The 24,183-nt window shown below is 51.5% G+C and carries 19 protein-coding genes; 9 read left to right on the plus strand and 10 right to left on the minus strand.

What is annotated here, in order from left to right; all coding sequences use genetic code 11:
- Window positions 1–16 precede the first annotated feature (16 nt).
- From NEV57_RS13090 to NEV57_RS13105, 4 genes are all read left to right on the plus strand, one after another.
- Complete coding sequence (locus NEV57_RS13090; RefSeq protein ID WP_257658786.1) at window positions 17–1,027, plus strand: PorP/SprF family type IX secretion system membrane protein; 1,011 nt, start codon at window positions 17–19, stop codon at window positions 1,025–1,027.
- Window positions 1,028–1,074: 47 nt separating this feature from the next.
- Window positions 1,075–3,066 carry an OmpA family protein gene (locus NEV57_RS13095; RefSeq protein ID WP_257658787.1) on the plus strand — a complete coding sequence of 664 codons (1,992 nt, stop codon included), beginning with the start codon at window positions 1,075–1,077 and terminating at the stop codon, window positions 3,064–3,066.
- A 33-nt stretch (window positions 3,067–3,099) separates the two neighbouring features.
- Window positions 3,100–3,288, plus strand: a complete 189-nt coding sequence (locus NEV57_RS13100; RefSeq protein WP_257658788.1) for a hypothetical protein — start codon at window positions 3,100–3,102, stop codon at window positions 3,286–3,288.
- A 160-nt stretch (window positions 3,289–3,448) separates the two neighbouring features.
- Window positions 3,449–3,658: a hypothetical protein gene (locus NEV57_RS13105; RefSeq protein WP_257658789.1), complete on the plus strand. Its 210-nt coding sequence runs from the start codon at window positions 3,449–3,451 to the stop codon at window positions 3,656–3,658.
- Window positions 3,659–3,976: 318 nt separating this feature from the next.
- Here NEV57_RS13105 and NEV57_RS13110 read toward each other — a convergent pair whose 3' ends face one another.
- Both NEV57_RS13110 and NEV57_RS13115 read right to left on the minus strand, forming a co-directional pair.
- Window positions 3,977–4,774 (minus strand): helix-turn-helix transcriptional regulator, encoded by a 798-nt coding sequence (locus NEV57_RS13110; protein ID WP_257658790.1) that lies wholly within the window; start codon window positions 4,772–4,774, stop codon window positions 3,977–3,979.
- A 227-nt stretch (window positions 4,775–5,001) separates the two neighbouring features.
- Window positions 5,002–5,928 (minus strand): SRPBCC family protein, encoded by a 927-nt coding sequence (locus tag NEV57_RS13115; protein ID WP_257658791.1) that lies wholly within the window; start codon window positions 5,926–5,928, stop codon window positions 5,002–5,004.
- 135 nt (window positions 5,929–6,063) lie between these two features.
- Here NEV57_RS13115 and NEV57_RS13120 point away from each other — a divergent pair, with 135 nt between their 5' ends.
- Window positions 6,064–7,077 (plus strand): GlxA family transcriptional regulator, encoded by a 1,014-nt coding sequence (locus NEV57_RS13120; RefSeq protein WP_257658792.1) that lies wholly within the window; start codon window positions 6,064–6,066, stop codon window positions 7,075–7,077.
- Window positions 7,078–7,123: 46 nt separating this feature from the next.
- Here the strand turns inward: NEV57_RS13120 and NEV57_RS13125 are convergent, their stop codons facing one another.
- The 4 genes from NEV57_RS13125 to NEV57_RS13140 form a co-directional block, all read right to left on the minus strand.
- A complete protein-coding gene (locus NEV57_RS13125) occupies window positions 7,124–7,597 on the minus strand; it encodes a DoxX family protein (protein WP_257658793.1) in 474 nt (157 codons plus the stop codon).
- A gap of 166 nt (window positions 7,598–7,763) precedes the next feature.
- On the minus strand, window positions 7,764–8,882 hold the full coding sequence (locus tag NEV57_RS13130; protein WP_257658794.1) for a TlpA disulfide reductase family protein: 1,119 nt from the start codon (window positions 8,880–8,882) through the stop codon (window positions 7,764–7,766).
- A 23-nt stretch (window positions 8,883–8,905) separates the two neighbouring features.
- Window positions 8,906–9,508, minus strand: coding sequence for a TlpA family protein disulfide reductase (locus NEV57_RS13135; protein ID WP_257658795.1), 603 nt, complete (start codon window positions 9,506–9,508; stop codon window positions 8,906–8,908).
- Window positions 9,509–9,618: 110 nt separating this feature from the next.
- Window positions 9,619–10,008, minus strand: coding sequence for a hypothetical protein (locus NEV57_RS13140; protein ID WP_257658796.1), 390 nt, complete (start codon window positions 10,006–10,008; stop codon window positions 9,619–9,621).
- Between the two features lie 464 nt (window positions 10,009–10,472).
- On the opposite strand from NEV57_RS13140, the gene NEV57_RS13145 reads away from it, so the two are divergent.
- The 3 genes from NEV57_RS13145 to NEV57_RS13155 all read left to right on the plus strand — a co-directional run bounded on the left by NEV57_RS13145 (window position 10,473) and on the right by NEV57_RS13155 (window position 19,351).
- On the plus strand, window positions 10,473–17,612 hold the full coding sequence (locus NEV57_RS13145) for an Ig-like domain-containing protein (RefSeq protein WP_257658797.1): 7,140 nt from the start codon (window positions 10,473–10,475) through the stop codon (window positions 17,610–17,612).
- A 267-nt stretch (window positions 17,613–17,879) separates the two neighbouring features.
- Window positions 17,880–18,770, plus strand: a complete 891-nt coding sequence (locus NEV57_RS13150; protein WP_257658798.1) for a PorP/SprF family type IX secretion system membrane protein — start codon at window positions 17,880–17,882, stop codon at window positions 18,768–18,770.
- Window positions 18,771–18,886: 116 nt separating this feature from the next.
- Window positions 18,887–19,351 (plus strand): hypothetical protein, encoded by a 465-nt coding sequence (locus NEV57_RS13155; RefSeq protein ID WP_257658799.1) that lies wholly within the window; start codon window positions 18,887–18,889, stop codon window positions 19,349–19,351.
- Between the two features lie 51 nt (window positions 19,352–19,402).
- On the opposite strand, the gene NEV57_RS13160 is transcribed toward NEV57_RS13155, so the two are convergent.
- From NEV57_RS13160 to NEV57_RS13175, 4 genes are all read right to left on the minus strand, one after another.
- Window positions 19,403–20,080 (minus strand): hypothetical protein, encoded by a 678-nt coding sequence (locus tag NEV57_RS13160; RefSeq protein ID WP_257658800.1) that lies wholly within the window; start codon window positions 20,078–20,080, stop codon window positions 19,403–19,405.
- 10 nt (window positions 20,081–20,090) lie between these two features.
- The gene (locus NEV57_RS13165) at window positions 20,091–20,588 is read right to left on the minus strand and encodes a hypothetical protein (RefSeq protein WP_257658801.1); all 498 of its coding nucleotides are present in this window, start codon (window positions 20,586–20,588) and stop codon (window positions 20,091–20,093) included.
- 118 nt (window positions 20,589–20,706) lie between these two features.
- Complete coding sequence (locus NEV57_RS13170) at window positions 20,707–21,336, minus strand: response regulator transcription factor (protein ID WP_257658802.1); 630 nt, start codon at window positions 21,334–21,336, stop codon at window positions 20,707–20,709.
- Window positions 21,329–23,326 carry a tetratricopeptide repeat-containing sensor histidine kinase gene (locus NEV57_RS13175; RefSeq protein WP_257658803.1) on the minus strand — a complete coding sequence of 666 codons (1,998 nt, stop codon included), beginning with the start codon at window positions 23,324–23,326 and terminating at the stop codon, window positions 21,329–21,331. Before NEV57_RS13175 ends, NEV57_RS13170 begins: the two co-directional genes overlap by 8 nt.
- A 218-nt stretch (window positions 23,327–23,544) precedes the next feature.
- Between NEV57_RS13175 and NEV57_RS13180 the strand changes: the two genes are divergently transcribed.
- Complete coding sequence (locus NEV57_RS13180; protein ID WP_257658804.1) at window positions 23,545–24,057, plus strand: anthrone oxygenase family protein; 513 nt, start codon at window positions 23,545–23,547, stop codon at window positions 24,055–24,057.
- Window positions 24,058–24,183: the final 126 nt, after the last annotated feature.

The following is a 24,183-nucleotide window of genomic DNA, read 5'->3' on the forward strand; positions in this document are numbered from 1 at the left end:
CATGAATTCGAAGAATATGAGAAGACTAATAAAAGCAACGATATGGTTATTTGCGGTTGGCCCGGCCCTAACGGCCAATGCCCAGCAAAACATCCAGTTTACGCAGTACATTTTTAATTCGATGAGCGTGAACCCGGCTTACACCGGATATAAGGAGGAATGGTTTGGTCAATTGGGGTTGCGCAGCCAGTGGGTGGGTATTGAGGGTGCCCCGCAGACGGCGGCACTGTCCGTTGACGGGGTAGTGGACCCCGTCAACAAGCGGCATGGGGTAGGCCTGCAGCTGACAGCCGATCGGCTGGGTCCGCAGGCGGCCTCTTCGGCATACCTGAACTACGCATTCCGGTTACGGCTGAATGACGAGGATACGCAGCGGTTGAGCTTTGGGGTCGGTGCCGGTGTAACGCAGTATGGACTGGATGGCGGCATGCTGCGTCCGAATGACGGGAACGATCAGTTGCTCCCTTCGGGGAAGATTAACAGCTTCATCCCGGATGTGCGGTTTGGCGTCTATTACTACAATCCCCGCTGGTATGCCGGTGTATCGGTGATGGACCTGCTTTCGGGCGACCAGAGCAATAACATTTTCCGCTGGGACAATACCACCACCGACAACCTGCGCCGCAAACGGCATTTCTATTTTATCGGTGGGGCTTTGTTTGACCTGTCGGAAGGCCTGAAACTGCGGCCGAGCCTGCTGGTGAAGGAAGACTTTGAGGGGCCGACGAGCCTCGACCTGAATGCCATGTTTATTTTCGGCGACCGGTTCTGGATCGGCGGCGGATGGCGTACAGGTGTTGCCGTGTTCGAGCGGGAATACAACCGGTTCAGTGGAAATAACCTGAATGGATTGAACTCGGTTTCGGCCATTGCCCAATTGTATGCTACCGAGTCGTTCCGGATCGGCTATTCTTACGACTACATCCTGAGCCAGCTGAGCGGTGTACAGAATGGCTCACACGAAATAACACTGGGTATCACTTTCGGACAGCGGAGTAACCGGCTGCTGAGTCCGCGGTTTTTTTGACAAATAGCGCCTACTGAAATATAATGGGAATGAATAATTACATCCAAATGAAAGATAGGAGATCAGGGACATGGGTAAAAATCTATTCGATGGTTGCCCTTGGATTAGTCACGCTGCTGACACTGGTCATGTTGATGCTTTCAAGAGCCTGCGCGCAGGAACAGCCCAGCCTCCGCGATCGTGCCGAGCAGCTTTACAGGCAATATGAATATGCAAATGCGATACCGCTGTATACGAAACTGGTGGATACTAAGCGGCCGAGGCTGAACGACCTGGAGCGCCTTGCGGACAGCTACCTGAAACTTAACGATTACGAGTCGGCCGAAAACTGGTATGCGCGTGTGGTTGCCCACGAGGAGAGCCCTGCCGAAAACAGGATTGTTTATGGCGAGGTGCTGAAGGCCAATGGCAAATACGCCGAAGCGCGTAATCAGCTGGAGGCCTATGCTTCCGAAACAGGTGATAGCGACCGGGTTACCGTGCAGCTTGCAGGCTGTGATTCGGCACTGGTGTGGATGGCGGATCCAACCGCGCATAGACTGCGCAACGAAGGGGTGAATACCCCGCAGGGTGAATTTGCGGTTTTTCCCATGGATGGCAGGGTATATTATGCCGGTGAACCGGAAGGCGTAGTGCAACGCAAGGGCACATATGGCTGGACGGGAAATTCGTTTCTTCGGATTTATACGGCGGACCGCTCCGACGATAATACGCTGACGAATCCGGCCCTGGCGGTAGGGGAAATCAATGATGCATCCTATCACTTGGGTCCGGTTGCCGCCGACGCCACGGGCAACACGCTTTTTATTACCCGGACCTACCCAGGCAGGGAAGGAGAGCGGACCCGGGAAGACCGGCAGAAATTCCTGACGCGTAATTTGGAACTGTACTGTTACACACGCAATAATGATGGCACGTGGTCGGCTGAGCCATTTGCTTATAACAATGTGCAGGAATATTCACTGGGGCATGCGGCATTGAGCCAAGACGGCAATACCCTCTATTATGTCAGTGATATGCCAGGGGGGCAGGGTGGTACGGACATCTGGTTCAGCGAAAAACAGACAGATGGAAGCTGGGGTGAACCGGTAAATGCGGGAGAACGGATTAATAGCAGTGGTAACGAACTGTTCCCGAACATCGGTCCTGACCATACGCTGTATTATTCAAGCGATGGCTTTGCAGGCATGGGCGGCCTGGATGTGTTCCGGTCGACCGGCAGCCGGGGGCAGTGGACGGAACCGCGGAACCTGCGGTATCCGGTTAATTCATCAGGTGATGATTTTGCTTATGTCCTTACACTGGATGGGGAAGAAAGTCTGGCGGGCTATTTATCCTCCAACCGCAAAGGGGGACAGGGCAATGACGACATCTATTCGTTTAGCTACGAAAAGCCGAAGATCATCATCATCTTACGCGGTACCACTTCGGACAAACAGACGGGCGACCGCATCGCGGCGGCAGCTGTGACGCTGTTTGACGGAAAGCGGGAAATTGTCGCCCGGAAAAGCAGCGACGGTTCGGGGACTTTTGAATTTGTACTGGACCGCAACCAGACCTACACGGTGCTCGGACAAAAGGAGGGTTACCACGCCGACTCGGCCAGCGTAAGTACAATAGGTATTTCGAAATCGGACACGCTGGAGGCTGCGTTGCTGCTGGAACCGGTATTTAAGGTGGGGGATACATTTGAATTGGAGAACATTTACTACGACTTCGACAAGCATAACATCCGGCCGGATGCTGCTGCAATACTGGATGAACTGGTACGTACGATGCGCGACAATCCGACATTGAAGATCGAACTGTCGAGCCATACGGACAGCCGGGGCAGTGACGCTTATAATATGGCGTTATCCCAGCGAAGAGCCCAGGCTGCGGTGGATTACCTGGTAAGTCGGGGCATTGCGCGTGAGCGCATGGAAGCGAAAGGATACGGTGAAACCAGGCTGGTGAACGATTGCGGCAACGGGGTTGCCTGCTCCCGTGAAGCCCACCAGGCCAACAGGCGGACGGAGGTGACCGTATTGGCGTATTAGGCCGGGATGCGAAGTCATCTTAGAATTTTATGCATGAAAACAGACGAACTCATATTTGTGGTGCTGGAGGGGGAGAACAATTCCCTCATGGCCGTTGAAGATAACATCGGACTGGTGGTTTTTGGCGAGGACATCAACGAAATACGGGACGGCGTGGTGCTTAAGGTAGATGAATATTACGACGGTGAATATAAAGGTGACATCCGTTTTATTCACGTATAAGCAACCAATGAGAGTTATCATTTTCGCGGTATCGCGTCGGATAAACAGACCGATGACCGCATACGACAGTAACATTAACGCCTAGGACATGGCAATATTACAGCACAGCGTACAACCTGGTGCGGATTACCCAGGATGCAGTCATCTTAAAATGTTAAGCATGAAAACAGACGAGCTTATATTTGTTGTGTTGGATGGAGACGATAACTCCCTTGTTGCCGTGGAAGGTAATATCGGAATGGTTGTCTTTGGCGAAGACATCAATGAAATACGGGAGGGTGTAAGGCTGAAAGTAAGTGAATATTTCGACGATGGATTTAGGGGAGAGGTTCGCATCCGCCGGTTCCAGGATATCGTTTTAACGATATAACAGTATTAACACCCGGTGGTAGGGGGCATTAGCCGGGACGGATAGGATGCTGTGGCCTGCTACCGGTATTTTTAACATGATGCGCTGGGTGGTTTTGTGAAATAAAGAACCGGCAGCGGGTGCCAAGCGATTGAATTGCGCATTGGATGGTAGGCTGCCGGTAATGACCTGTAGTGGGGGGACACAACAAATAAGAACATTTACAGATCAGGTTGGAAATAAGTGCGTATGTATTATCGTTTGTATGTGGATCGGAAAAGCCGTACAATACTATCGGTTTAAACCGATGGAAACAATAGTATACCATACCAAAAATAATCAGAACGCGGGCTCAAGTAGACTGGTGAGGGTGCATAGTTGGGCAAGCGAAGTGTTGTCACGGGCAAAAAGGCGATTCCGAACCGTGTTTAACTGGTTTTTGGCGGTCTGTGGATTTACACAGGCGATTTCAGCGATTTCGGCAACGGAGTGCCCGTGACGCCAGAGGGAGATCAGGTTTTTTTCCCGGGGTGAAATGATGTCTTTATGAACAATCCGGCGGGTACTGGAGTGCCAGTGGACAGTATGCTCGCCAATGAGAAAACGCATCCAGTAACCCTCAGTGGATGTCATCAGGGGGGTAATATCCTCCAGGTAATCGAAGCTGAGCATCACGTTTCCTGTATCGTCCATAACCAGCGGTTTACAACGGTAGTGCAGACGCATCCGCTGGTTGCGTAGATTGACGATGGTACCACCGCATACCGACGAAAGGGGTAAAGCACCCGTGCGTGCCGGAACCGATTGAAGCAGCTGTTGGCGAATGGTGATAAAATCCGAAATGCTTTTCCGGTTCTGGACGACGCTGAGATACTGTGAGTCCCATTTCAGGGGACCGTCAGCGCTGACCTCCAGGCCAATGAGGACTGAAAGGTTGCTGCTGTAATATAGGTAATCGGGTTTCGAGAAATCAAACAGGGAATACATCCGGTTGCTTTGCCAGGCAAGCCGGTCGAGCATCTCCAGCTGCGGGGTAACATCGTCAGGAATCCGCCAGTTGCCTCCTGGAACATACACTTGCCGTAGTTTTTTGCCGATCTGGATCAGCAAAGCAGAATCTTCAGGTTGGCCCGCCATTTTAGTTAAGTTAGGATGAGAAGTGAAGGCGGTGGTTTAATTGCGTTATTGGCCGCCGGGCCAAGCAAATATAGAAAATAATCAGAAAGGATGTTGCAAAAAAAATAGCGATGCCTGCGAAGCGAATTGAAAAAGGCTCCGCAGGTTTGCGCTATTGGAATGTGATTTATTTAAATCTGATTATATGAAGCACTTCGGGACAGTTGCTGCATACACAGTAAGCAGCCTTATTCATACTGATGCGGATAGGGCAGGCCTTTTCCGGTTTCACAAAGGAATTTTAGGCTTCTCAGGAACATGCCCCAGTCATAGGTGCAGGATGCAAGGTCCGGTGTGTAGGCTGCCCACCCTTCGTGCCGGAGAAATAATAAGGAGCCATTGGAACGGGGTTCCAGCGTAAACGTTATGGTGGTGCCTATCCAGTCGGCAAATCCGGTGATACAGCGCCATTTTACGTGGCTGTATGGTATAAGCTCCTCGACTTTCATTTCTTTCACATAGTCCGCAAAGGTAAACCTGGACGTACTGCCAACCACGGGTTCGGCGTGGGTTGTGGGCGTCCACCAGCCTGCCAGGCCCTCTTGCGTGGTCAATGCGTTATAGATGGTTTCGACCGGGGTTTCAATGAGCAGCCGGTGCCAGATGCTTGTGGTTGCGTGTTCGGCCGGTGCCGGATTTGCGGACAGGGCCTCCGAAGGCGTGGCTTCAGCGGCTTTGGGTGTAGGACTGCCCTGGCCCGTCCGGACCAGTGCCGCCAAGCTGCCCTGTATATAATGCGTCCACGCATCGTGGCAGACCTGGAAACATTCGTACGATGGCACCAGTCCCTGGTGCGTAAATTGGAGATGGGTTTTTCCGTCTTTTTCGGAAAGCTCGAAAATGATATTGGTGCCGGTCCATTCGCGGGGATCGCCGGTAAAATTAAAATAGTTGTCAACTACATGCCACACTACTTTTTCATTGGGAACCCATTCGGTGATGCGGATCCGGCAATGGTGTACATCCTGATAGCGGTACGAGAATTCGCCGTGTAACCTGTCGGTATCGCCAGTGATGTTTTCGGACCACCACTGACGCACCTGATTCACGGCTTGGAATACCTGTTGGGGAGTAGCGTTGAAGGTAATTTCCGTGTTGAAATGTTGATTTTCCATGAGCTAAATCGTTGATTATAAAATGATATATCCGTTTACAATTCAAAAGTAGGAATAGAAATGCAGGGGAACCGGGGGTAAAATAGACATTCTGGCGGGTTGATTTAGACAGCTTAACATCGTAAGTTTGTAAATATGAAACACCTCACTATCCTTGTGCCGGATGTACAGACGGCGAACAGCACGGTGGCCTGCATTGTGGGAGCCTATCAGCTATTTACCGGCGCCAATGACTATTGGCAAAAACAGGGAAAGCAGGCACTGTTCCGGATCGAAACGGCCGGGGTTGCCGGCGAGGCGGCATTCATTAACGGGCTGCTCACCATAAAGCCGCAGGTAAACATCACTTCGCTGCGAAAAACGGACCTGATCCTGATCCCTTCGCTGACACCGGAGTTTACACAGGCGAAGCAGGGCAACAGGGTGTTGATTGACTGGCTTCGCGAACAGTATGAAAATGGTGCGGAAGTGGCCAGTATGTGTACCGGCGCATTTATGTTGGCATCAAGTGGCCTGCTCGAGAAACGGAGCTGTTCCATCCATTGGAATTCAGCGGACCATTTCCGGACACTATTCCCAAATGTGCAGTTGAAAACGGAACAGGTAATTACCGATGAGCATGGCATTTACACAAACGGAGGTGGTTATTCGTTCTTAAACCTGTTGCTGTACCTGGTTGAAAAGTATTACGACCGGGAAACGGCGATTTACTGTGCGAAGATTTTTCAGGTAGAAATAGACCGGCAGACGCAGTCGGTCTTTGCTATTTTTACCGGTCAGAAGACACATGGTGATGAAATGGTCAGAAAGGCGCAGCAATACATGGAAATGCATTTCCCGGAGAAAATATCCATGGGCGACCTCTCACAACGGTTCGCCGTGGGGAGGCGGAACTTTGACCGGCGGTTTATAAAGGCTACAGGGAATACGCCCGCGGAATACCTGCAGCGGATAAAGGTCGAATCGGCAAAGAAAGCATTTGAAACGACCCGGAAAACGATCAACGAGGTGATGTACGAGGCGGGCTATGCCGATGAAAAGGCCTTCCGGGAGGTGTTCAGAAAGCTGACGGGCATGTCGCCCCTTGAATACCGGAATAGGTACAATCGGGAAACAGCCGCTACGGGTAGGTCGGTTTCCAATGAATAAAAGACCGCGCCTGCGGCGGATTTCCCAAGATACTGGTGGAAAGAAGTTAGCGGGCTTTTGTGAAAAAGAGGGCATCCAGCGAAAAACGTCCGGGTCCGGTAAGGAGCAGGGCGATGAAAGCACATCCAAACAGAATCACGGTTTCCTGCTGACCGAATGTCTGATCAAAATGAACGGTAAAAAACGCCGTGCTAACGACGATGATCAGCGGAATCAGCGCGAGCCGGGTAAACAGTCCCAGCATTAGCAGTATAGCACAGATTACTTCTGCAAAAGTGGCCAGTCCGAGCGAAGCGGCGGCGCCAAATCCGAAAGGGTCGGCAAACTGGATTTCTTCGGAGCCGAATAACCGGCCGAGCTTACGGAGACCATGTCCGTTCAGGATGCAGAACCCAAAGGCCAAGCGGAATACCAGCAAGCCGTAGTCATGCAAGCGGGAGGGTAGTTCAATGCGGAGTAAATTCATGTTTTTTAGGATATAATTGTTGTTGATGACAGGAAAGCGTTGTGCTTCTCCCATACATGTACCAAATATACCGCATAAGTACATACCCGGTATGTAAAATAATTGTTGAAAACTCAGCGTTCCACTGAGCCGGCTGCCCGGGGTAACCTCCGCTATATGCTATGGATCCGGCCATGGACCGCCCCGCCGTAAACGTGCGGCGGAGCGGGTGTGACAAGCGTTAATCCAGCGTTTCGCTAAGGAAACGGGCTAAATCCGGACCCCGAAGGTTTTTGGCTACCAGCTTGCCATCCGGCCCGACAAGGAAAGAGGCCGGAATGGCGTTGATGTTATACAGCCGGGCAACCTCGCCGTTCCATTCTTTCAGGTCGGAAACCTGTGTCCATTCCAGCTTGTCTTCCCCGATGGCGCTTACCCAGGCCTCCCGGGTCCGGTCAAGCGACACGCCGAGTACTGTAAAACCCTTGTCCTTGAATGCGTGGTACTGGGTCACGATATTCGGGTTCTCGATGCGGCAGGGCGTACACCAGGCAGCCCAAAAATCAAGCAGCACGTACTTACCGCGGAAGTCAGACAGGCGTACGGTTTTCCCTTCTGGAGTGGTGGAGGAAAAATCCGGTGCCGGCTGACCGACGGCCAGCCTTTTCATGCTGCCCAGGTGTTCGGAAAAATTCTGTGCCATGGTGTTTTCGGGAAAACGTGTTCCGGCCTCTTCGGCGTAATCGAATAGTTCGGACTCGTATCCCTCAGCATCCACGTTGAACAGCAGGAGCATGCCATACAATCCGGCGAGGTTTTCCCGGTTTTCATTTGAAAAATCATAGATTTCACGGGCCCGGGCATCCAGCGACTGCTGGCTTTTGGTTGTTAGTTCCGTGCGGACTGCCTGTATGTCTTCACCAGCCCCTACCCGGTTTTCAAACTCGTCCATAATGGCCTGCTGTTCTTCCTCAAGCGCTGTGCTGATGCGGGTCAGCGTCTGCAGCTTGGTGTTGACTTCCGAACCGGATACTTCGTAGGTGCCGTCCTCGGCCAGATCGGCCCGGAATGTCAATTCATCGCCGTTCTGTAACAGCAGGGTATATGACTGGGGACCGATCAGCAGGGTAAAGAGTGTAGGTTCGTCAACTTTCCGTTCAAAGGCAAAGCTGTTTTTGCTGTCCAGTATCGTAGAGTCCACCAGGGATTCCCCTTCGTATAGCTGGACGGTCCGGTCGTTAGCAGGATGTATAATTTCACCCGTAAGGCGGAACGGGGCCTGGGTTTGCCCGTCCGTACTGGAACAGGACAGGCTAATAAATAGTACGATAATGGCGGAGATAAAAAAAGACTGTTTCATGATTTGCATAGTTAATCGGGTCGTTATTCGTTAATTAATTGGGTAATGAAGGTGTGGAATTCCGCATTGGAATAGTCGCCCATACCCTCGTGTTTAAAGACCACCTGGCCGTATTTATTGAGTACCAGTGTGGTGGGAATGGATCCGCCCATATACGTGTCGGGTATTGGTCCGGCGGGAGTGTAGACAGGCAGGGTAAAATCATGCTTGTGCATGAACTTGTCGGCCTTGGCGCGCTGGTTGTCCACATCCACCAGTAGGAATACAACCTGTCCGTCATCGTTAAACCGGTCGTAAAATTGCTGGATAGAAGGCATTTCCGCGATGCAGGGCGGGCACCAGGTAGCCCAGAAATTAAGAAATACCACCTTGCCCCGCTGGTCGCCTAAGGAAACAATACGACCCTGCGGATCCTTAAACTGGATGGATGCGGTTTCGGCCGGTAGAAACCCGGTGAGTGGTTTTCCACCATCGCTGCCGGAGACGTCGGGTGAAAAAAGACCGGTTTTCAGAAGTTGCTGCATTACCGTTCCTTTGAATGAGGGAAAAGCGACCATGGCCAGTATAAAGAGAACCATTAAGGCGCTGATGGCATTGGATACCGTGAAATGTTTTTTGATATTCATGATCATAGCTGCAAAAGCGTAAGGATGCCGGCATTGTAAAAACTACCGGACAAAAAGGGGTGACCGGACCGTCGGGACTTATGTGAGCGGTCCACTGCGGGTACGCGAAGCTATAAGAGAAGCATGCTGTTTTTCAGGAACAGCGGAATCCCGGGAGCGGGGCGGTTCCGGTATCGGTAGAAAAGAACGCTGAACAGCGGTACAGCTGGATTCCAGCGAAGGCAGGGAATCGCGAGAAACAGCAGGCCGGTAAGCGTGTTAAAACCATGTTGCCGAAGATCCAGCCGGGAAACATGCGCAACGGTATTATTCGTGGCACAGGGCGTAACATGACCGGCATGTATCATGTGCACGGGCTGGTGTGCCCCGCCGCTGCCCGTGGATGGAAGATCAAAAATGAGGCGTTTTACCGGACATGAAGCAACCAGGGCAAAACACAGCACGGCGAATAGGGCGAGTAGCCCCGTTTGATGGAAAAATGCCGTGTGTTGTCTGCGCATACCTGATCCCTTCGTTATACTGTTATTACAAAAGTAAGGAAATTTTTGAGACTGTTGGAGGATGGGCTAGTACCCTTTTTTCAAAAAAATTCAAATTTCCTGCGGTTTTTTCGCAAATAATTTAGACTTTCGTAATGTCTACCAACTTTACAAACGTCCATGGTGGCATTTTATTACGCAGATGCGTGTTACAGATTTACCATCCAATACCATAATCATATTGCTGAAACACGGATAGCGTACCAAAGGACGGATGCCATTTGTTTGATTGCGTGATGATGCCGGCGGGCATGGAAAGGGTATGGTGGGTAGCAAATTGCGACACGGTCTGCAAAACTAACGCAAATAAACATGGGCCTGAACGGTAAACCGATCTACTAAACCCCAATCACGTTTCCTAATCGCAGATCCTGTGTGTGTTTATTAGTTAACTAACTACATATGAAACACTAATACCTATAGGTATGTATCTTATTAATCAACTGAAAACCGCATTATGCTGTTTGGCTGCATTACTGCTATGTTTTACCGGTATAAAGGCCCAGACACTCAATCAGGGCGATTTGGCGGTCATCGGATGGAATGCGCTTGCGGATGAGGTGCACATCGTCACCTTGGTGGATATTCCGGCTGGTACGGTGATTAAAATCACGGATAGGGGGTGGGATGGGAGTACAAATGCATTTACATCATCTTTCACGGGCGATGGCATTGTTACCTGGACATTATCCAATGCGGTACCTGCCGGGACGGTGTTGGAGTTGTTTTTAGGAGGGGCCGATGACGAGGATGATCCGAGCGATCAGTACGGGGAGGCATTAACCAATTTGACAACATCAGCCAGTTTAACTAGTGATATAATCACTTCGACTTATACAGTACATGATGCGATGATCGGTACCGGAGATCAGATTTTCATTTACCAAGGTGCAGATACTAATCCCTTTTTCATTTTTGGGTTGAATAATTCCGCTGGCCCGGTGGATGCCACGAATTGGAATAATAATTATGAAGTTTCCGTTACTTTTGTTTTATTGAGGGATTCTTACCTTCCTAACGGTACCGGTAGCCAAAATGGCCTGACCAACGGAGCCAATGCCATCGGTTTACGCACAGCAACCAATCAAGAAGACAATGTTCAGTACACTGGACCAACCACAACAGCCGATAGGAATACCTGGCTAGCCCGTATCACCGATATTGCCAACTGGGGGGGGAGCGATATAGACGGTAATCCGTCAAATCCAATTACCTCGGCTCCTACGCCAATCGTTAATATCGCTCTGCCAAATAACCCGCCAACCGACATTGCCCTCAGCAATGCATCTGTAAATCAGAGCGCGGGTGTTAACGCGGTAGTTGGTACGCTCAGTTCCACCGATGCCGATGGGGGCGATACGCATAGCTACAGCCTGATATCGGGAACCGGAAGCACCCACAATGCCAGTTTCAATATCAGCGGCAACACCTTGCGCGCCAATAATGCGGCTGGGCTTGCTGCCAATAACTATAGTGTTCGCATCCAAACAGAAGATAACAACGGTGGCATATATCAAAAAGCCTTTGCAATTACGGTGGTAGATGACGTGCCACCAACGGTCGGTAGCGTAAATGTACCGGCAAACGCAACCTATATTGCCGGGCAGAACCTCGATTTCACGGTAAACGTATCGGAAAGTGTAACCGTGACCGGTACACCCCAGCTGTCATTGACCATCGGAACCGCATCGGTCAATGCCACCTACAATGCAGGCGGTTCTACCACAACGGCCTTGCTATTCCGCTATACCATACAAGCTGGTGAGGTTGATGCTGATGGCATTGAATTAGAAACAGCCATAGACTTAAATGGTGCTACCATCACTGACAATGCGGACTTACCACTCACGCTTACCCTCAACAACATAGGCAATACCACAGGCGTATTGGTAGACGGCGTAGCACCGTCGGTAACCAGTGTGGATGTACCCTCGGATGATACGTATGTTATTGGTGAACCGCTTAATTTTACGGTTAATTTTGATGAAGCTGTCACCGTGAATACCGGCGGCGGTACCCCTCGTTTTCCGCTGACCATCGGAACCGATACCCGCTATGCAGCATATCAGTCTGGTTCGGCATCCTCCGCCTTGGAGTTTGCCTACACGGTAGCGGCCGGTGATAATGATAGCGATGGCATCGCGGTCGGCACCGCTATTGAACTCAACGGCAGTACCTTACAAGATGTGGCCGGGAACTCCGCTGCGCTTATCCTGAATGCTATCGGTAACACCAATGGGATACTGGTAGATGGCGTGGCACCGACCGTGTCCGCATTCAGCCCGGCAAATGGATCCAGCGATATGGAACCCAGCGATAACCTGTTGATTACATTCAGTGAGGCTGTTGCCTTGGGCACAGGCAACATCATTATATACGATGATGCAGCTACACCAATAGCTACCATTGACGTGGCAAGCCACGGTGGGCAGCTTAGCATCACCGATGATGTATTGACCATCAATCCGACCGCTGACCTGCTGGAATTGACCGATTACTACGTACACATTGAGAATGACGCAATCCATGACTTGGCTGGCAATGCTTATGCAGGCATTAACAACAATACCACATGGGCATTTACCACGGCCGATATTACACCGCCATCGGGGTACGCGGTATCCATCGACCAGACCACCATCACATGGGCCAACCATATCTCCCTAAGCTTTACCTTCATTGGAGCAGAAATGGGTGCTACTTTTGACTATGAGATCACGAGCGACGGTGGCGGCGCGCCAGTTACGGGGAGTGGAACCATAAACTCCGCCAACCAACAGGTCTCTGGCATCAATGTGTCCGCTTTGCCAAACGGTACGCTCACCTTGAGCGTTACGCTCTCTGACGCGGCGGGCAACGAAGGAAACCCAGCTACAAACAGTGTAACCAAGGCGGTCAATTACCTGCCGCAGATTACAACCAGTGGTGGATTGACTGCCTTTACTGAGTCTATGGACGGTGCTCCGGTACCGGTAGCAATCGATCCGACATTGACGGTGACTGATCCGGACAATACAACCCTTGCTTTGGCAACCGTGCGTATTTCGGGTAATTTCCAAAGCGATCAAGATGTGCTGGCCTTTGAGAACGATGGCAGTACCATGGGTGATATCGGTGGTAGCTACAATACAGCCACAGGCGTACTGACACTCACTTCGGCGGGCGCTACAGCCACGCTGGCGGAATGGCAGACTGCCTTACGTGCCGTTACCTACAGCAACAGCTCCACGGGTCCGAATACAGCAAATCGTACCATTACATTCGTGGTTAACGACGGAATTGATAACAGTGTGGATGCTACAAAGATCGTATCGATTACCGCGGTCAACAACGCACCGATCATCACCAATTTGGATGGGGATGCTATCACGTTTACAGAGGATGGTCCGGCGGTACTGCTCGACGCTGGCGGAGATGCCACGGTCAGCGATTCGGATAGCCCTGATTTCAATGGGGGCAACCTGACGGTATCCATTGTTGTTGGTGGTGACGCAGGGGAAGACGGGTTGGCCATCCGCGATGAAGGGATGGCCGCAGGCGAAATCGGTGGGGTAGGCGGAGATGTGCATTACGGTGGAACCCCTATCGGTTTGCTGACCGGAGGTACGGGCGGGGTCGATCTTGTGGTGACGTTCCTTCCAACTGCAACCCCGGCCGCTACACAGGCCTTGATCAGGAACTTGACGTATAGTAATAGCAACACCACTAATCCGTCAGTGGATCCGCGGACCATCCGCATCACGCTGAATGACGGAGACGGTGCGACGAGCTCGCCCAGTGACCTCACGGTAAATATTACAGCGGTAAACGATGCGCCCATTGTGACCACAAGCGGCGGCTCTACGACCTTTACCGAGCCGGAAGACGGCGACCCGGTACCGGAAGCGGTTGATCCGGGGCTGACGGTGACTGATCCCGACAATGCCACGCTGGCTTCAGCCACAATAAGTATAACCAGCAGTAGTTTCCAGGCTGGAGAAGATATGCTCGCCTTTGAAAACGATGGCAGCACGATGGGCAATATTGATGGCAGCTATGACGAAGCGACAGGTACGCTTATGCTTACCTCTTTGGGCGGCACCGCTACGTTGGCGGAATGGCAAGCGGCCCTGCGTGCAGTAGCCTACAGCAATAACTCACAGCATCCAAATACCACCACGCGTACGGTCAGTTATGAAGTCAATGACGGGACAGCTGATAGCGCGCCGGCTACAAAAGATATGAATGTGGTGGCGGTAAATACGGCGCCGGTTGCTGTGGATGACCCGGTGACGGTAAATGAAGATATACCGGCAACCGGAAATGCATTAACGAACGACTCGGATGTGGAGGGCAACGCACTGACGGCGTCCTTGGTTACCGCGCCCGTTAACGGCACGGTGGTATTGAATGCAGATGGCAGCTTTACGTACACGCCGAATAGCAACTATAATGGACTGGATAGCTTGGAATACCAAGTGTGTGATAACGGAACGCCTTCCCTGTGTGACACGGCCTGGGTACGCTTTACCATCGGCGCCATCAACGACGCCCCTGTGATTACGGCACCCGCTACCCTAGCAGCGGATGAAGACGTGCTGACGGATCTTACGGGTATTAGCTTTGCCGATGTGGACGCAGGCGGTGCGGATGTCACAGTAACTTTTTCAGTAGGCAGCGGCACGCTCGCTGCCACTTCAGGAGGTGGGGTAACTGTCAACGGATCGGAAACGACGACTCTGACGTTAGTAGGGCCGATTACCGACCTCAACGCATTTATCGCAGCTGGCAACGTGGGTTTCACCACATCGCTTCATGCGACGAGTGATGTAACGCTCACGGTAGATATCGACGACGGAGGAAATACGGGAGCCGACCCGGGTAACTCGGGTACGGATGATTCGGAGGCAGCTACAACAACGGTGACGATAGCCGTGACCGCCCAAAACGATGCGCCGGTAAACACGGTTCCCGCAGACCAGACCATTAATCAGGATGAACCGTTGGTGTTCAGCACAGGCAACGGTAACATCATTTCTGTCGCCGATGTGGACGCGGGGGGTGGCACCATACAGGTTACGCTAACGGCGTCGAACGGATTACTGACCTTGGCGGGTACCACGGGATTGACCTTCGCTGTAGGCAGTGGTGCAGGCGATGCCACCATGACCTTCAGCGGAACGATAACCGACATCAATGCAGCACTGGAGGGATTGACGATGATGCCGACAAGTGGTTACAGTGGTGCAGCTAGTCTCCAGATCGTCACCAACGATCTTGGACTGACCGGTGCTGGTGGCGACCAAACGGATACCGACGTAGTCGACATTACCGTCAACGAAATCAATCCGGAAGTCACCAGTGTGAATACGACGAGCCCGGACGGCATATATAAAATGACTGACATCATCACCTTGACGGTGACGTTCGATCAATTAGTGACCGTGGGTGAAACGGGTGGTTCACCCACCCTGTTGTTGGAAACTGGCAGCACTGACCGCGAAGCCGATTACGTATCGGGCTCAGGATCCAATACGCTGGTATTTAGCTATACGGTGCAGGCAGGCGATGAGACAGCCGACCTGGATTACCAATCGACCGCAGCGTTAACGCTTAATGGTGCAACCATCCGGAGCGCTGCCGGCGATGATGCGGAGTTGACATTGCCTGCTGTTGGCGGGGCCGGTTCAATAGCGGGGCAGCACGCCATTATCGTCGATGGGGTGGCACCCGTTGTGACTGCCGTAGACGTGCCAGCCGATGGCTATTACCGGGAGGGAGATGTGTTGACTTTTACCGCACATGTGGATGATGACGTAGTCGTGAATGCCAGTGGTGGCACTCCATATCTGGAGCTTGCGATTGGTACGGCAACCGTGGAGGCATTCTATTCGGCCGGACCGAATAATGACGAACTGGTCTTTACCTATACGGTTCAAGCGGGTAACCTGGATATGGACGGGGTTGTATTGGGGAACGCGATCGTGCCGGGCGGCGGCACCCTCCTTGATGCGGCGGGCAATGATGTCCTCCCTGCACTCAACAGCGTGGGATCCACGGCAAATGTGTTGGTCAATACAATCCACCCGAGTGTGATACTCGCTACAGGAGCGGGGTCGATAGTGAATGCACCGTTTACGGTAACCGCAACATTCAGCGAGGCAGTGACGGGTTTTGCCATTGATGATATAACCGCCACCAATGCCACACTGAGCGATTTGCAGACAACCGACAATATTTCATATTCCTTCTTGGTAACGCCGCTGGACGGTGGAGCCGTAACCCTTTCCATGGCTGCGGATATGGTTGTGAATATCGCCGGAAACGGTAACAACGTATCTAACACATTAGGTGTTCAGTTCGACGAACTAATCACCGACATTACGCTGGAAGACAATAGCTTCGTGTATGATGGCACGGCCAAGTCGCTCGCCATTACAGGCGACCTGCCTCCAGGTACATCGGTAAGTTACGCCAACAACAGCCGTACGGACGTGGGCACACAAGAAGTGACGGCTACCGTCAGTGGTGACAATTACGAGGACCTGGTCCTGACGGCTGATCTGACCATCACTGTGACCTCAATCACCGGCATCACGCTGGAAGACGGCAGCTTCGTCTATGACGGCACGGCCAAGTCGCTCGCCATCACGGGTGATCTGCCTCCGGGTACGTCAGTGAGTTACGCCAATAACAGCCGTACGGACGCGGGTTCACAGGAAGTAACGGCCACGGTCAGCGGTGATAATTACGATGACCTGGAGCTGACGGCCACATTGACCATTGCGCCGGCGGAACGGACGCTGGACTTCCCAGCGATACCGGCAAAAACTTACGGTGATGCAGACTTTAACATCGGGGCAACAGCCAGTACCGGCGAGGAGGTAAGTTATACCAGCAGCGATGCCACAGTAGCCGAGATCCATAATGGACAAATCCAGATCACGGGGGTAGGTACAGCCACGATCACGGCCACGGTGCCTGAAAACGGCAACTATAGTAACAGGCCCGAAGCTACACAGGTACTGACGGTCGGGAAAGCGGCTCAGGCCATCACGTTCAATGCCCCTGCGGAGGTGAACCGCGATGCGGGCAGCATCGGGCTGGAAGTGAGCAGCAACAGCGGCCTACCGGTGACATTAAGCCTGGATGACGAACAGGTGGCCACCCTGGATGGCAGCACGCTTTCCATCCTCCGGCTGGGCACGGTGAGGGTCACGGCTGTGCAGGCAGGTGACGCCAACCACGGACCGGCCGAACCGGTGACGGTTACCATCCGTGTGGTGGATCCGTCGGCTGATTTTGCGGTACGGATCCATCCTGCGGTATCGCCGAACGGCGACGGGATCAACGAGTTCCTGATGATTGAGGGAATAAAGGATTTTCCGGAGAACAAGGTGACCCTGTTCAGCCGGAACGGCACCATCGTATGGGAAGCGGAGGGGTACGATAATTCGAATACGGTATTCCGGGGCACCGGGGCAGGTGGTCTGCAGCTGACCCCCGGCACATACTTCTACATTGTGGAGGTGCGGGTTGACGGCCGCTGGGAATACCGGAAAGGTTACTTTGTGCTCAGGTATTAGTGGTGGACGGCGATTGGTGATCTGTAGACGGTGACCGGTGGTGTGTGGTCTGTGACCGGTATTTGACCGCAGCAGGCGGTGTAGGGTGGTTCGCAGGAGCCCCCCGTTCGGCTGGAAATGTTGCATGGATGTTCTGCGGTAAGCAGCGGGATGCACTTTCGCTGCAGCAAAAGCTCCGGGCGACGGGTTTTTGGATACTTTTTGCGGGAAAAAAAGTATCAGGCCCCTTCCGCGGCCATGGGCGGAAAGAAAAGAAAAAGAATAGAAATGAAAAAGCTATTGACCCTGTTAATCCTATCTGCTGCAGCCACGACTGCGCAGGCGCAGCAGCCGCTTACCCACACGCAATACGGCCATCAGCGTACGGTCGTGAACCCGGCACTGAGCCTGCTCCACCCGGAGGGAGAGGTATCGTTCCTGGGCCGCCGGCAGTGGGTCGGGATCGAGGGTGCGCCGACGGCCTTCTGGGGCAGCGGCCATATGGGTTTCGGGACTACGGGGGCCACGGGCGGATTGACGCTCCGGCACGAGCGGTTGGCGGTTGAGAAGCTGACGGAGGCGGGCGTTTTCTTTGCCAAGGGTATCCGTATCTCGGAGAGTGAGTATGTTGGTCTTTCGCTGAATGCGGGCTTCAGTTACATGGATGGGCGTTTCTCACAGCTTGACCCGGGAGATCCGGCATTCCGTGAGGATGTCAGGGAGACGGATGCACTGGTTGGCTTCGGTGTTGTTGTTTACCGTCCGGGCCGGTATTATGTCGGACTATCACTTCCGCGTCTGATGCTGGGGACGCTTGGTGTGGGTGAAGGGAGCCGCTATGACTTCCGCAACCAGTACCACCTGACTGCGGGTGCGCTTTTCGCGCTCGGGGCTGACTTCGGATTCCGTCCGTCGCTGCTGGTTACGTATGCGGAGAACCTGCGTCCTCAGGCGGATGTGCAGGCGATGTTCTTTGTCCGGGAGGTATTCGGTCTTGGAGTCAATGTGCGGAGCTACGGTGACGTAGCGGGTCTTGCGGAGTTCCGTTTCGGGGGGTTCGGGCTGGGTTACAGTTACCAGTTCAACCCGGGCAATGAGCCGCTGAACCGGCGGATGAACAACAGTACCCATGAGATCGGGCTGCAATACCGATTCGGGGGAACAGGTGGACTATTATAAAACCATTCCAAGCAGCAATCAAATTCATTGAATCCCCTGAAAAATACTGGGTTTCGGGGATTGTGCTACCCATGGCTATACAATAACTTTGCTTGCATACCCTTAAATGTAAAGCCATGTTATATACGAAAAGCCACTATCTCCCACTATGGTGCTTATACGCAGCATTAAGCTTTTTTGCATTTCCGATTTATGCACAGTCCGTTGAAATCCCACGTGGTACTTCGCTATATATTGTGCAGCATTCGGATTCGCAGCTGAAAGACAGCGTGCCCGACCTGCGCGAAGCGTTGAAGGAAGGGCTGGAGGACTGGGGATATTTTACCATTGCTACCAGTCCGGAAGAGGCTGAGCTGACACTTGATGTGTATGTCGACTACGTCAAAGAGGGGATGATGACTTCCTTTAGTGTCTTCAACCGCAGGGCAGCCGTGGTAGAAGCTGTGCTGCACGATGCTTCAAAGCAGGAGCGCTGGCGATGCGAGCCATTTCAGGTTGGTGAAAAAGGAATGATCGGCTATAACTTTGGAAAGGCAGCGATGAAAACGCTGGTGAAGCGGATGAAAAAAGCGATTAACTAAACAGGGCGGACATATTGTCCGCCCTGTCCCCTATAAATATCCCCTGGGTACCTACTTATTTGGTATTTCAGTAAGGGCCATTTTATAATATTCATCTAAACCGTAACCATCGGTAATGCTCCAAAGGGCACTTTGCACGGTGCTTACCGTAGTCATGTACCCTGTTTCATCATCTCCATAATCCTCGGCGTTGATGCGTTTGCCCTGAAGCAACCCGATAAGTTCACCGACTAACCTGCTATTGGTAACGGGCCCCAGTGTGTAGACACAATTCCGTGATGACGACGAACGGTGATTATTGGCGCAGAACGTAAACAATGTACAGCGGGTAACTGCCTTTTTCCTGAGTACAATCGTGGTGCCCTGCAGCAGCATGCCGCTTTGATAATCTTTATCCTGGGCAATAAGAACCAATCCCGCGGGCAGCACCAAAGTGATATCTTCGTTGGTTTCATTTACCAGTCCCACACAAACCGTAACATAGTATCCACTGCCACGGCTCAGCGTAGTATCACAGGATTCTCCAAGAATATCGCTCTCCAGCCGCACGCCATCAGGCAACGTAAAAGGTGCTCCCTGGGGCTCACCTTCGGCCTCCCCGAGACCGGGAATCTGTCCGGCAACCTCATCGGGTATTGGCTCATCCTTGTCTTTTGAGCAGGAACTTAATGTCAGACCCAGTGTAAGTAGAAAGAGTAGGAATAGGTGGTTGGAAATCCGCGTCTTCATGGTTCTTGATTTAAAATACGTAACGTGCCGTGAGACCCAGGTTGGCATAAAAGCCATTATAATATCCTGCTGAATTTACAATATGGATGGTTGGACGGACATCTGCTGAGAAAGCAAAAGGGGCTTTCTGCAGCTTGTAATCAAGTCCTCCCGTAGGATAGATACCCACGTTGAAACCCTTGACAGCCTCGATATCGGAAAAAGTATTGGACAATACCGCACCGCCGCCGACAAACCATTTGAAACCGGCGACATCGCCAATGGGGAAATGGTGCTGGTACGTACCGGCAAACGAAACGTTGGTAAAGCCGGTGCCCAGTACTTTATCGGAATCAAACCCCAGGTTGAATTCCAGGGCTGCAGGTTCGCTGATAAACGTTTTAAATGATGCCGAAAATAAGTCGTAATAACCACTTCCCAGCCGGATACCGATGGAGTTTTTGTAATCTTGGGCACTGGCTGAAAAAGTAACAGCCAAAAGCAGTAAGGGTAGAATAAATCTTTTCATAAGTTTGTTGAATGATGTTGTGAATGGCGCAAAGTTAGTTTGGCCAGATACGTATCACAATACCGAATATTCGGGGTTTTGTACCTCCTAATCTTAGGGTATTCGTAGGAAGGTTGACTTACAGCATGTTTTTTTGCAGCAAAAGTGTTACCAGCTCCGTTGCGTTTTTGACTTCAAATTTCTGCAGGAGATTTTTTCGGTAGGTATCTACCGTAAACCGGCTGAGAAATAATTCATCGGCGATTTCGATCGTGGTTTTGCCCTGTGCCAGAAGCTGGAGCAATTGCTTCTCACGCTTGGTAAGGGACGGCAGTTGCCGCTGTGTGGCGGCGACAGAAAAGACGATTTGCCGTACGTCGTTGCTCATAACCACCTCACCCCGCATGGCGGCATCAATACCACTCAGTATGTCCGATGCCGGCGCGCTTTTAAGTAAAAAACCCGAGGCCCCGTTTTGCAGCAGCTGTAAAATAGTACTCTGCTCGGCTTGGTTACTTAATCCCACGACAACGGTTTGTGGGCTTATCCGTTTGATTTCTTTACAAAGGTCTACGCCATTGCCGTCCGGCAGCGCAATATCCAGCAATACTGCATCAACCTGATGCTGCTCGACGAATGACCGGAAGTCAGCAGCAGTAGTAAACGATAGGATGTCATCACCAGACGATGTACTGAATAATGCTTTCAACCCTTCGATCACGATGGGATGATCATCCACTACCGCTATTATTTTATTGTTTTCAGACATGCAATTCAATGTTTATGGTAGTACCCTGCCCGGCTGCCGAATCGATCTCCATACTACCCTTCAGATAGTCTACACGGTTATGAATATTGTTTAATCCAATACCCTGGGCCTGCTTTGCTGCTGCGGTATCGAACCCGCGTCCGTTATCTTCTACGGTAATCAGGAAATGATCATCTTCCTGCAGGCATTGCACGATGACGCGGGTAGCCTGGCTGTGACGGATTGCATTGGAGAGAAGCTCCTGTACGATGCGGTAAATATTTATCTGGATGGCGATGGAAAGCGTGCGCCGGATGCCGTTTGCCTGGAATTCGATATCTGTTGCTGCATTAGCAAGCGAAACACAGAGGTCGCGTAAGGCCACTTCCAGTCCCGACCGTACAAGTGATTCAGGCATCATGTTCCGGGCAATACGCCGGAGTTCACCAATCGAATGCTCCAGTTGGCCGATTACTTCTTCAACAACCGGTGTTACAGGGGTTTCCCGTTGTCCCGAGAGCTTGATCTTAATACCAGAAAGTGCACCGCCAAGTCCATCATGTAAATCCCGGGCGATACGTTGGCGTTCTCGTTCTTCGCCCTCAAGCATTGCCCGTGTTACCGCCAATTCTTGCTGCTGTTCCAGTTCCCTGACCTGTTGTTCATGGTTGAGTTCCTTTTGTGCGGCCAGTTTGCTGCTGTTGCGCAGGAAATAAACCAGAAAGCCAACCGCAGCCAGTAGCAGGGCACAGCCAATGGCCCACGAAAAGCTGTTGAACCGGGCAGTCTTTGCAGCGTAATCGCTGGCACGCTTTTCGGCTTCAAGTGTAATGATTTCGTTTTCTTTCTGGGCCATCTCATACTTCTTTTCCAGCTCGATGAGACTGGTTTGGTAATTGGCACCGTAAATACTATCGCGGAAGGCCGCGTTTTTCTGCATCCAATTATATGCCGCCCGTATATTTCCAGTTTGGGCATACGCATCGGCCAGTTTCTCCATGTATACCCGTTTGTCCAATGGAAGCAGGATCGGGCTTTTCAGCAGATCTTCCATTACCCGGATGGCGGCCGGGTAATCCCTGATTTTCAGCAGGGTCTCGAACTTGCCGTATTTCATCCGGTTTACATAGTAATTTTCGAGGTTTCCACCCCCCATTGAAATTCCCTTGTCGAAACTTTGTATGGCTTGTTTATATTGCCCCATCCGTTCAAAATATACGCCTTCGGGAAAATAATAAAACAGGTATGCATTGGATTGCGGATAAGGGTCGAGCAGCTGTTTTGCCTTATCAAGATAAACCTTTGCGCGATCCAGTTGGTTGAGGTGGACGCTGTTTTCCGCGAGGATAATCGTAACCTCTACGATGGCTTCCGGTTTATTAGGTTGTGCCTCATGGGATGTTTGCTCAAAAGCGGCCAGGGCTCGTACTAGGTAGCCTTCGGCTTTTTTCCGTTCATTGGCATTCAGAAATACGATGCCGATAAATTTGTTGGCATTAGCGATCAGAAAACGGTCACCCGACCGCTCGGCAAGCGGCAGTGCATGGTTGAGGTAGGCGTCCAATCCGCCTTGTTCATCCCCTTGCCTCTGCGCAAGCGTACCCAGCACCAGCCAGCTATTGCCCCGGATTCTATACGCCTCTGGATCATTGAACCGCTGGAGTAGCGAATCCCCGGTATGTAAATGCGATTCGATGGTCGTCATATCCGTTCCACCGAGCAGTGAAAATGCGGTGTAATAATGAACGGCGGCTTCCATAAACGCATTCCCTTTGGCGCGTGCGGTACCCTCACTAAGGTAATACTGCATTTTTTTGGTATCACCGACGCGTTTATAGAGCTGGGACAGCTTTAACGCCGAATAGGCTGCGGCACTATCAGTGGTGGCATTAGCAAATTCCTGATCCAGATTTTTTTTATAGGTACTGTCGTTGCCCAGTTTGATGATGAGCTGGGCGTTAGTAGCGATAAAGAAAAGCTGAAAAAATAATAAGAAGACCAATTTCTTCATAAATACCAAAGTAAATGTGGAGAGCCAAATATCTCCAATTAATCCTGAATCATAAATACCTATAATTAGGAGGTTTTTACGATATGGGGAGAATGCCCATGATAACGGTGTTTGTGCAGCTATCCAAAATTAGGAAAAATGAAAAAGAAGCACGATTTTAGCTATTGTTAAATGCCACTGGTCCAGATCCTGTCGCTGTTTTGCCAATTAAACAAACAATGACCACAGAAGACTTCATACTGACCATCACTTTAATCGCTACGGCATTGAGTGCAGGCCTTTTTTATTCTTATGCGTGCTCCGTGAACCCGGGACTGGGGAAGCTTTCCGACCAACATTATCTTGGAGCGATGCAATCCATTAATCGCTCAATATTGAATCCGGTGTTTTTTGCCAGTTTTATGGGAACACTCATTTTGCTGCCAATTAGTGCCTGGCTGCAGTATCGTACAGGTATATCACTGATCGCACACCTGCTTTTGGCCGCCGCTGTAACCTACGCAATAGGGGTGTTTGGTGTTACTATATTCGGGAATGTACCGTTGAACGAAGCTTTGGATAAATTTGACCTACACACAGCTTCTGCGGCGGATATGGCGGCCTGGCGGACCGGCTTCGAGTTGCCATGGAATAGGTTGAATACCATTCGGACGGTTGCTGCAATTGTGTCGCTGGTACTTGCCGTGGTGGCATGCATATATCGACCTGAAAGTACCGCTGCCGGAAAATAGCACGACGGGATACCACAACCGCACAGTAACTGTCCGCTTCCGGACAGTCAGGTTTTGATAAATACCTTCTTGGATAATAGCAAGCCGGTTTTTTACTTTGGCACGTCTTTGCTTATTTGATATCCA

It is taken from the genome of Parapedobacter lycopersici, from assembly GCF_024643285.1.
Classification (GTDB): Bacteria; Bacteroidota; Bacteroidia; order Sphingobacteriales; family Sphingobacteriaceae; genus Parapedobacter; species Parapedobacter lycopersici.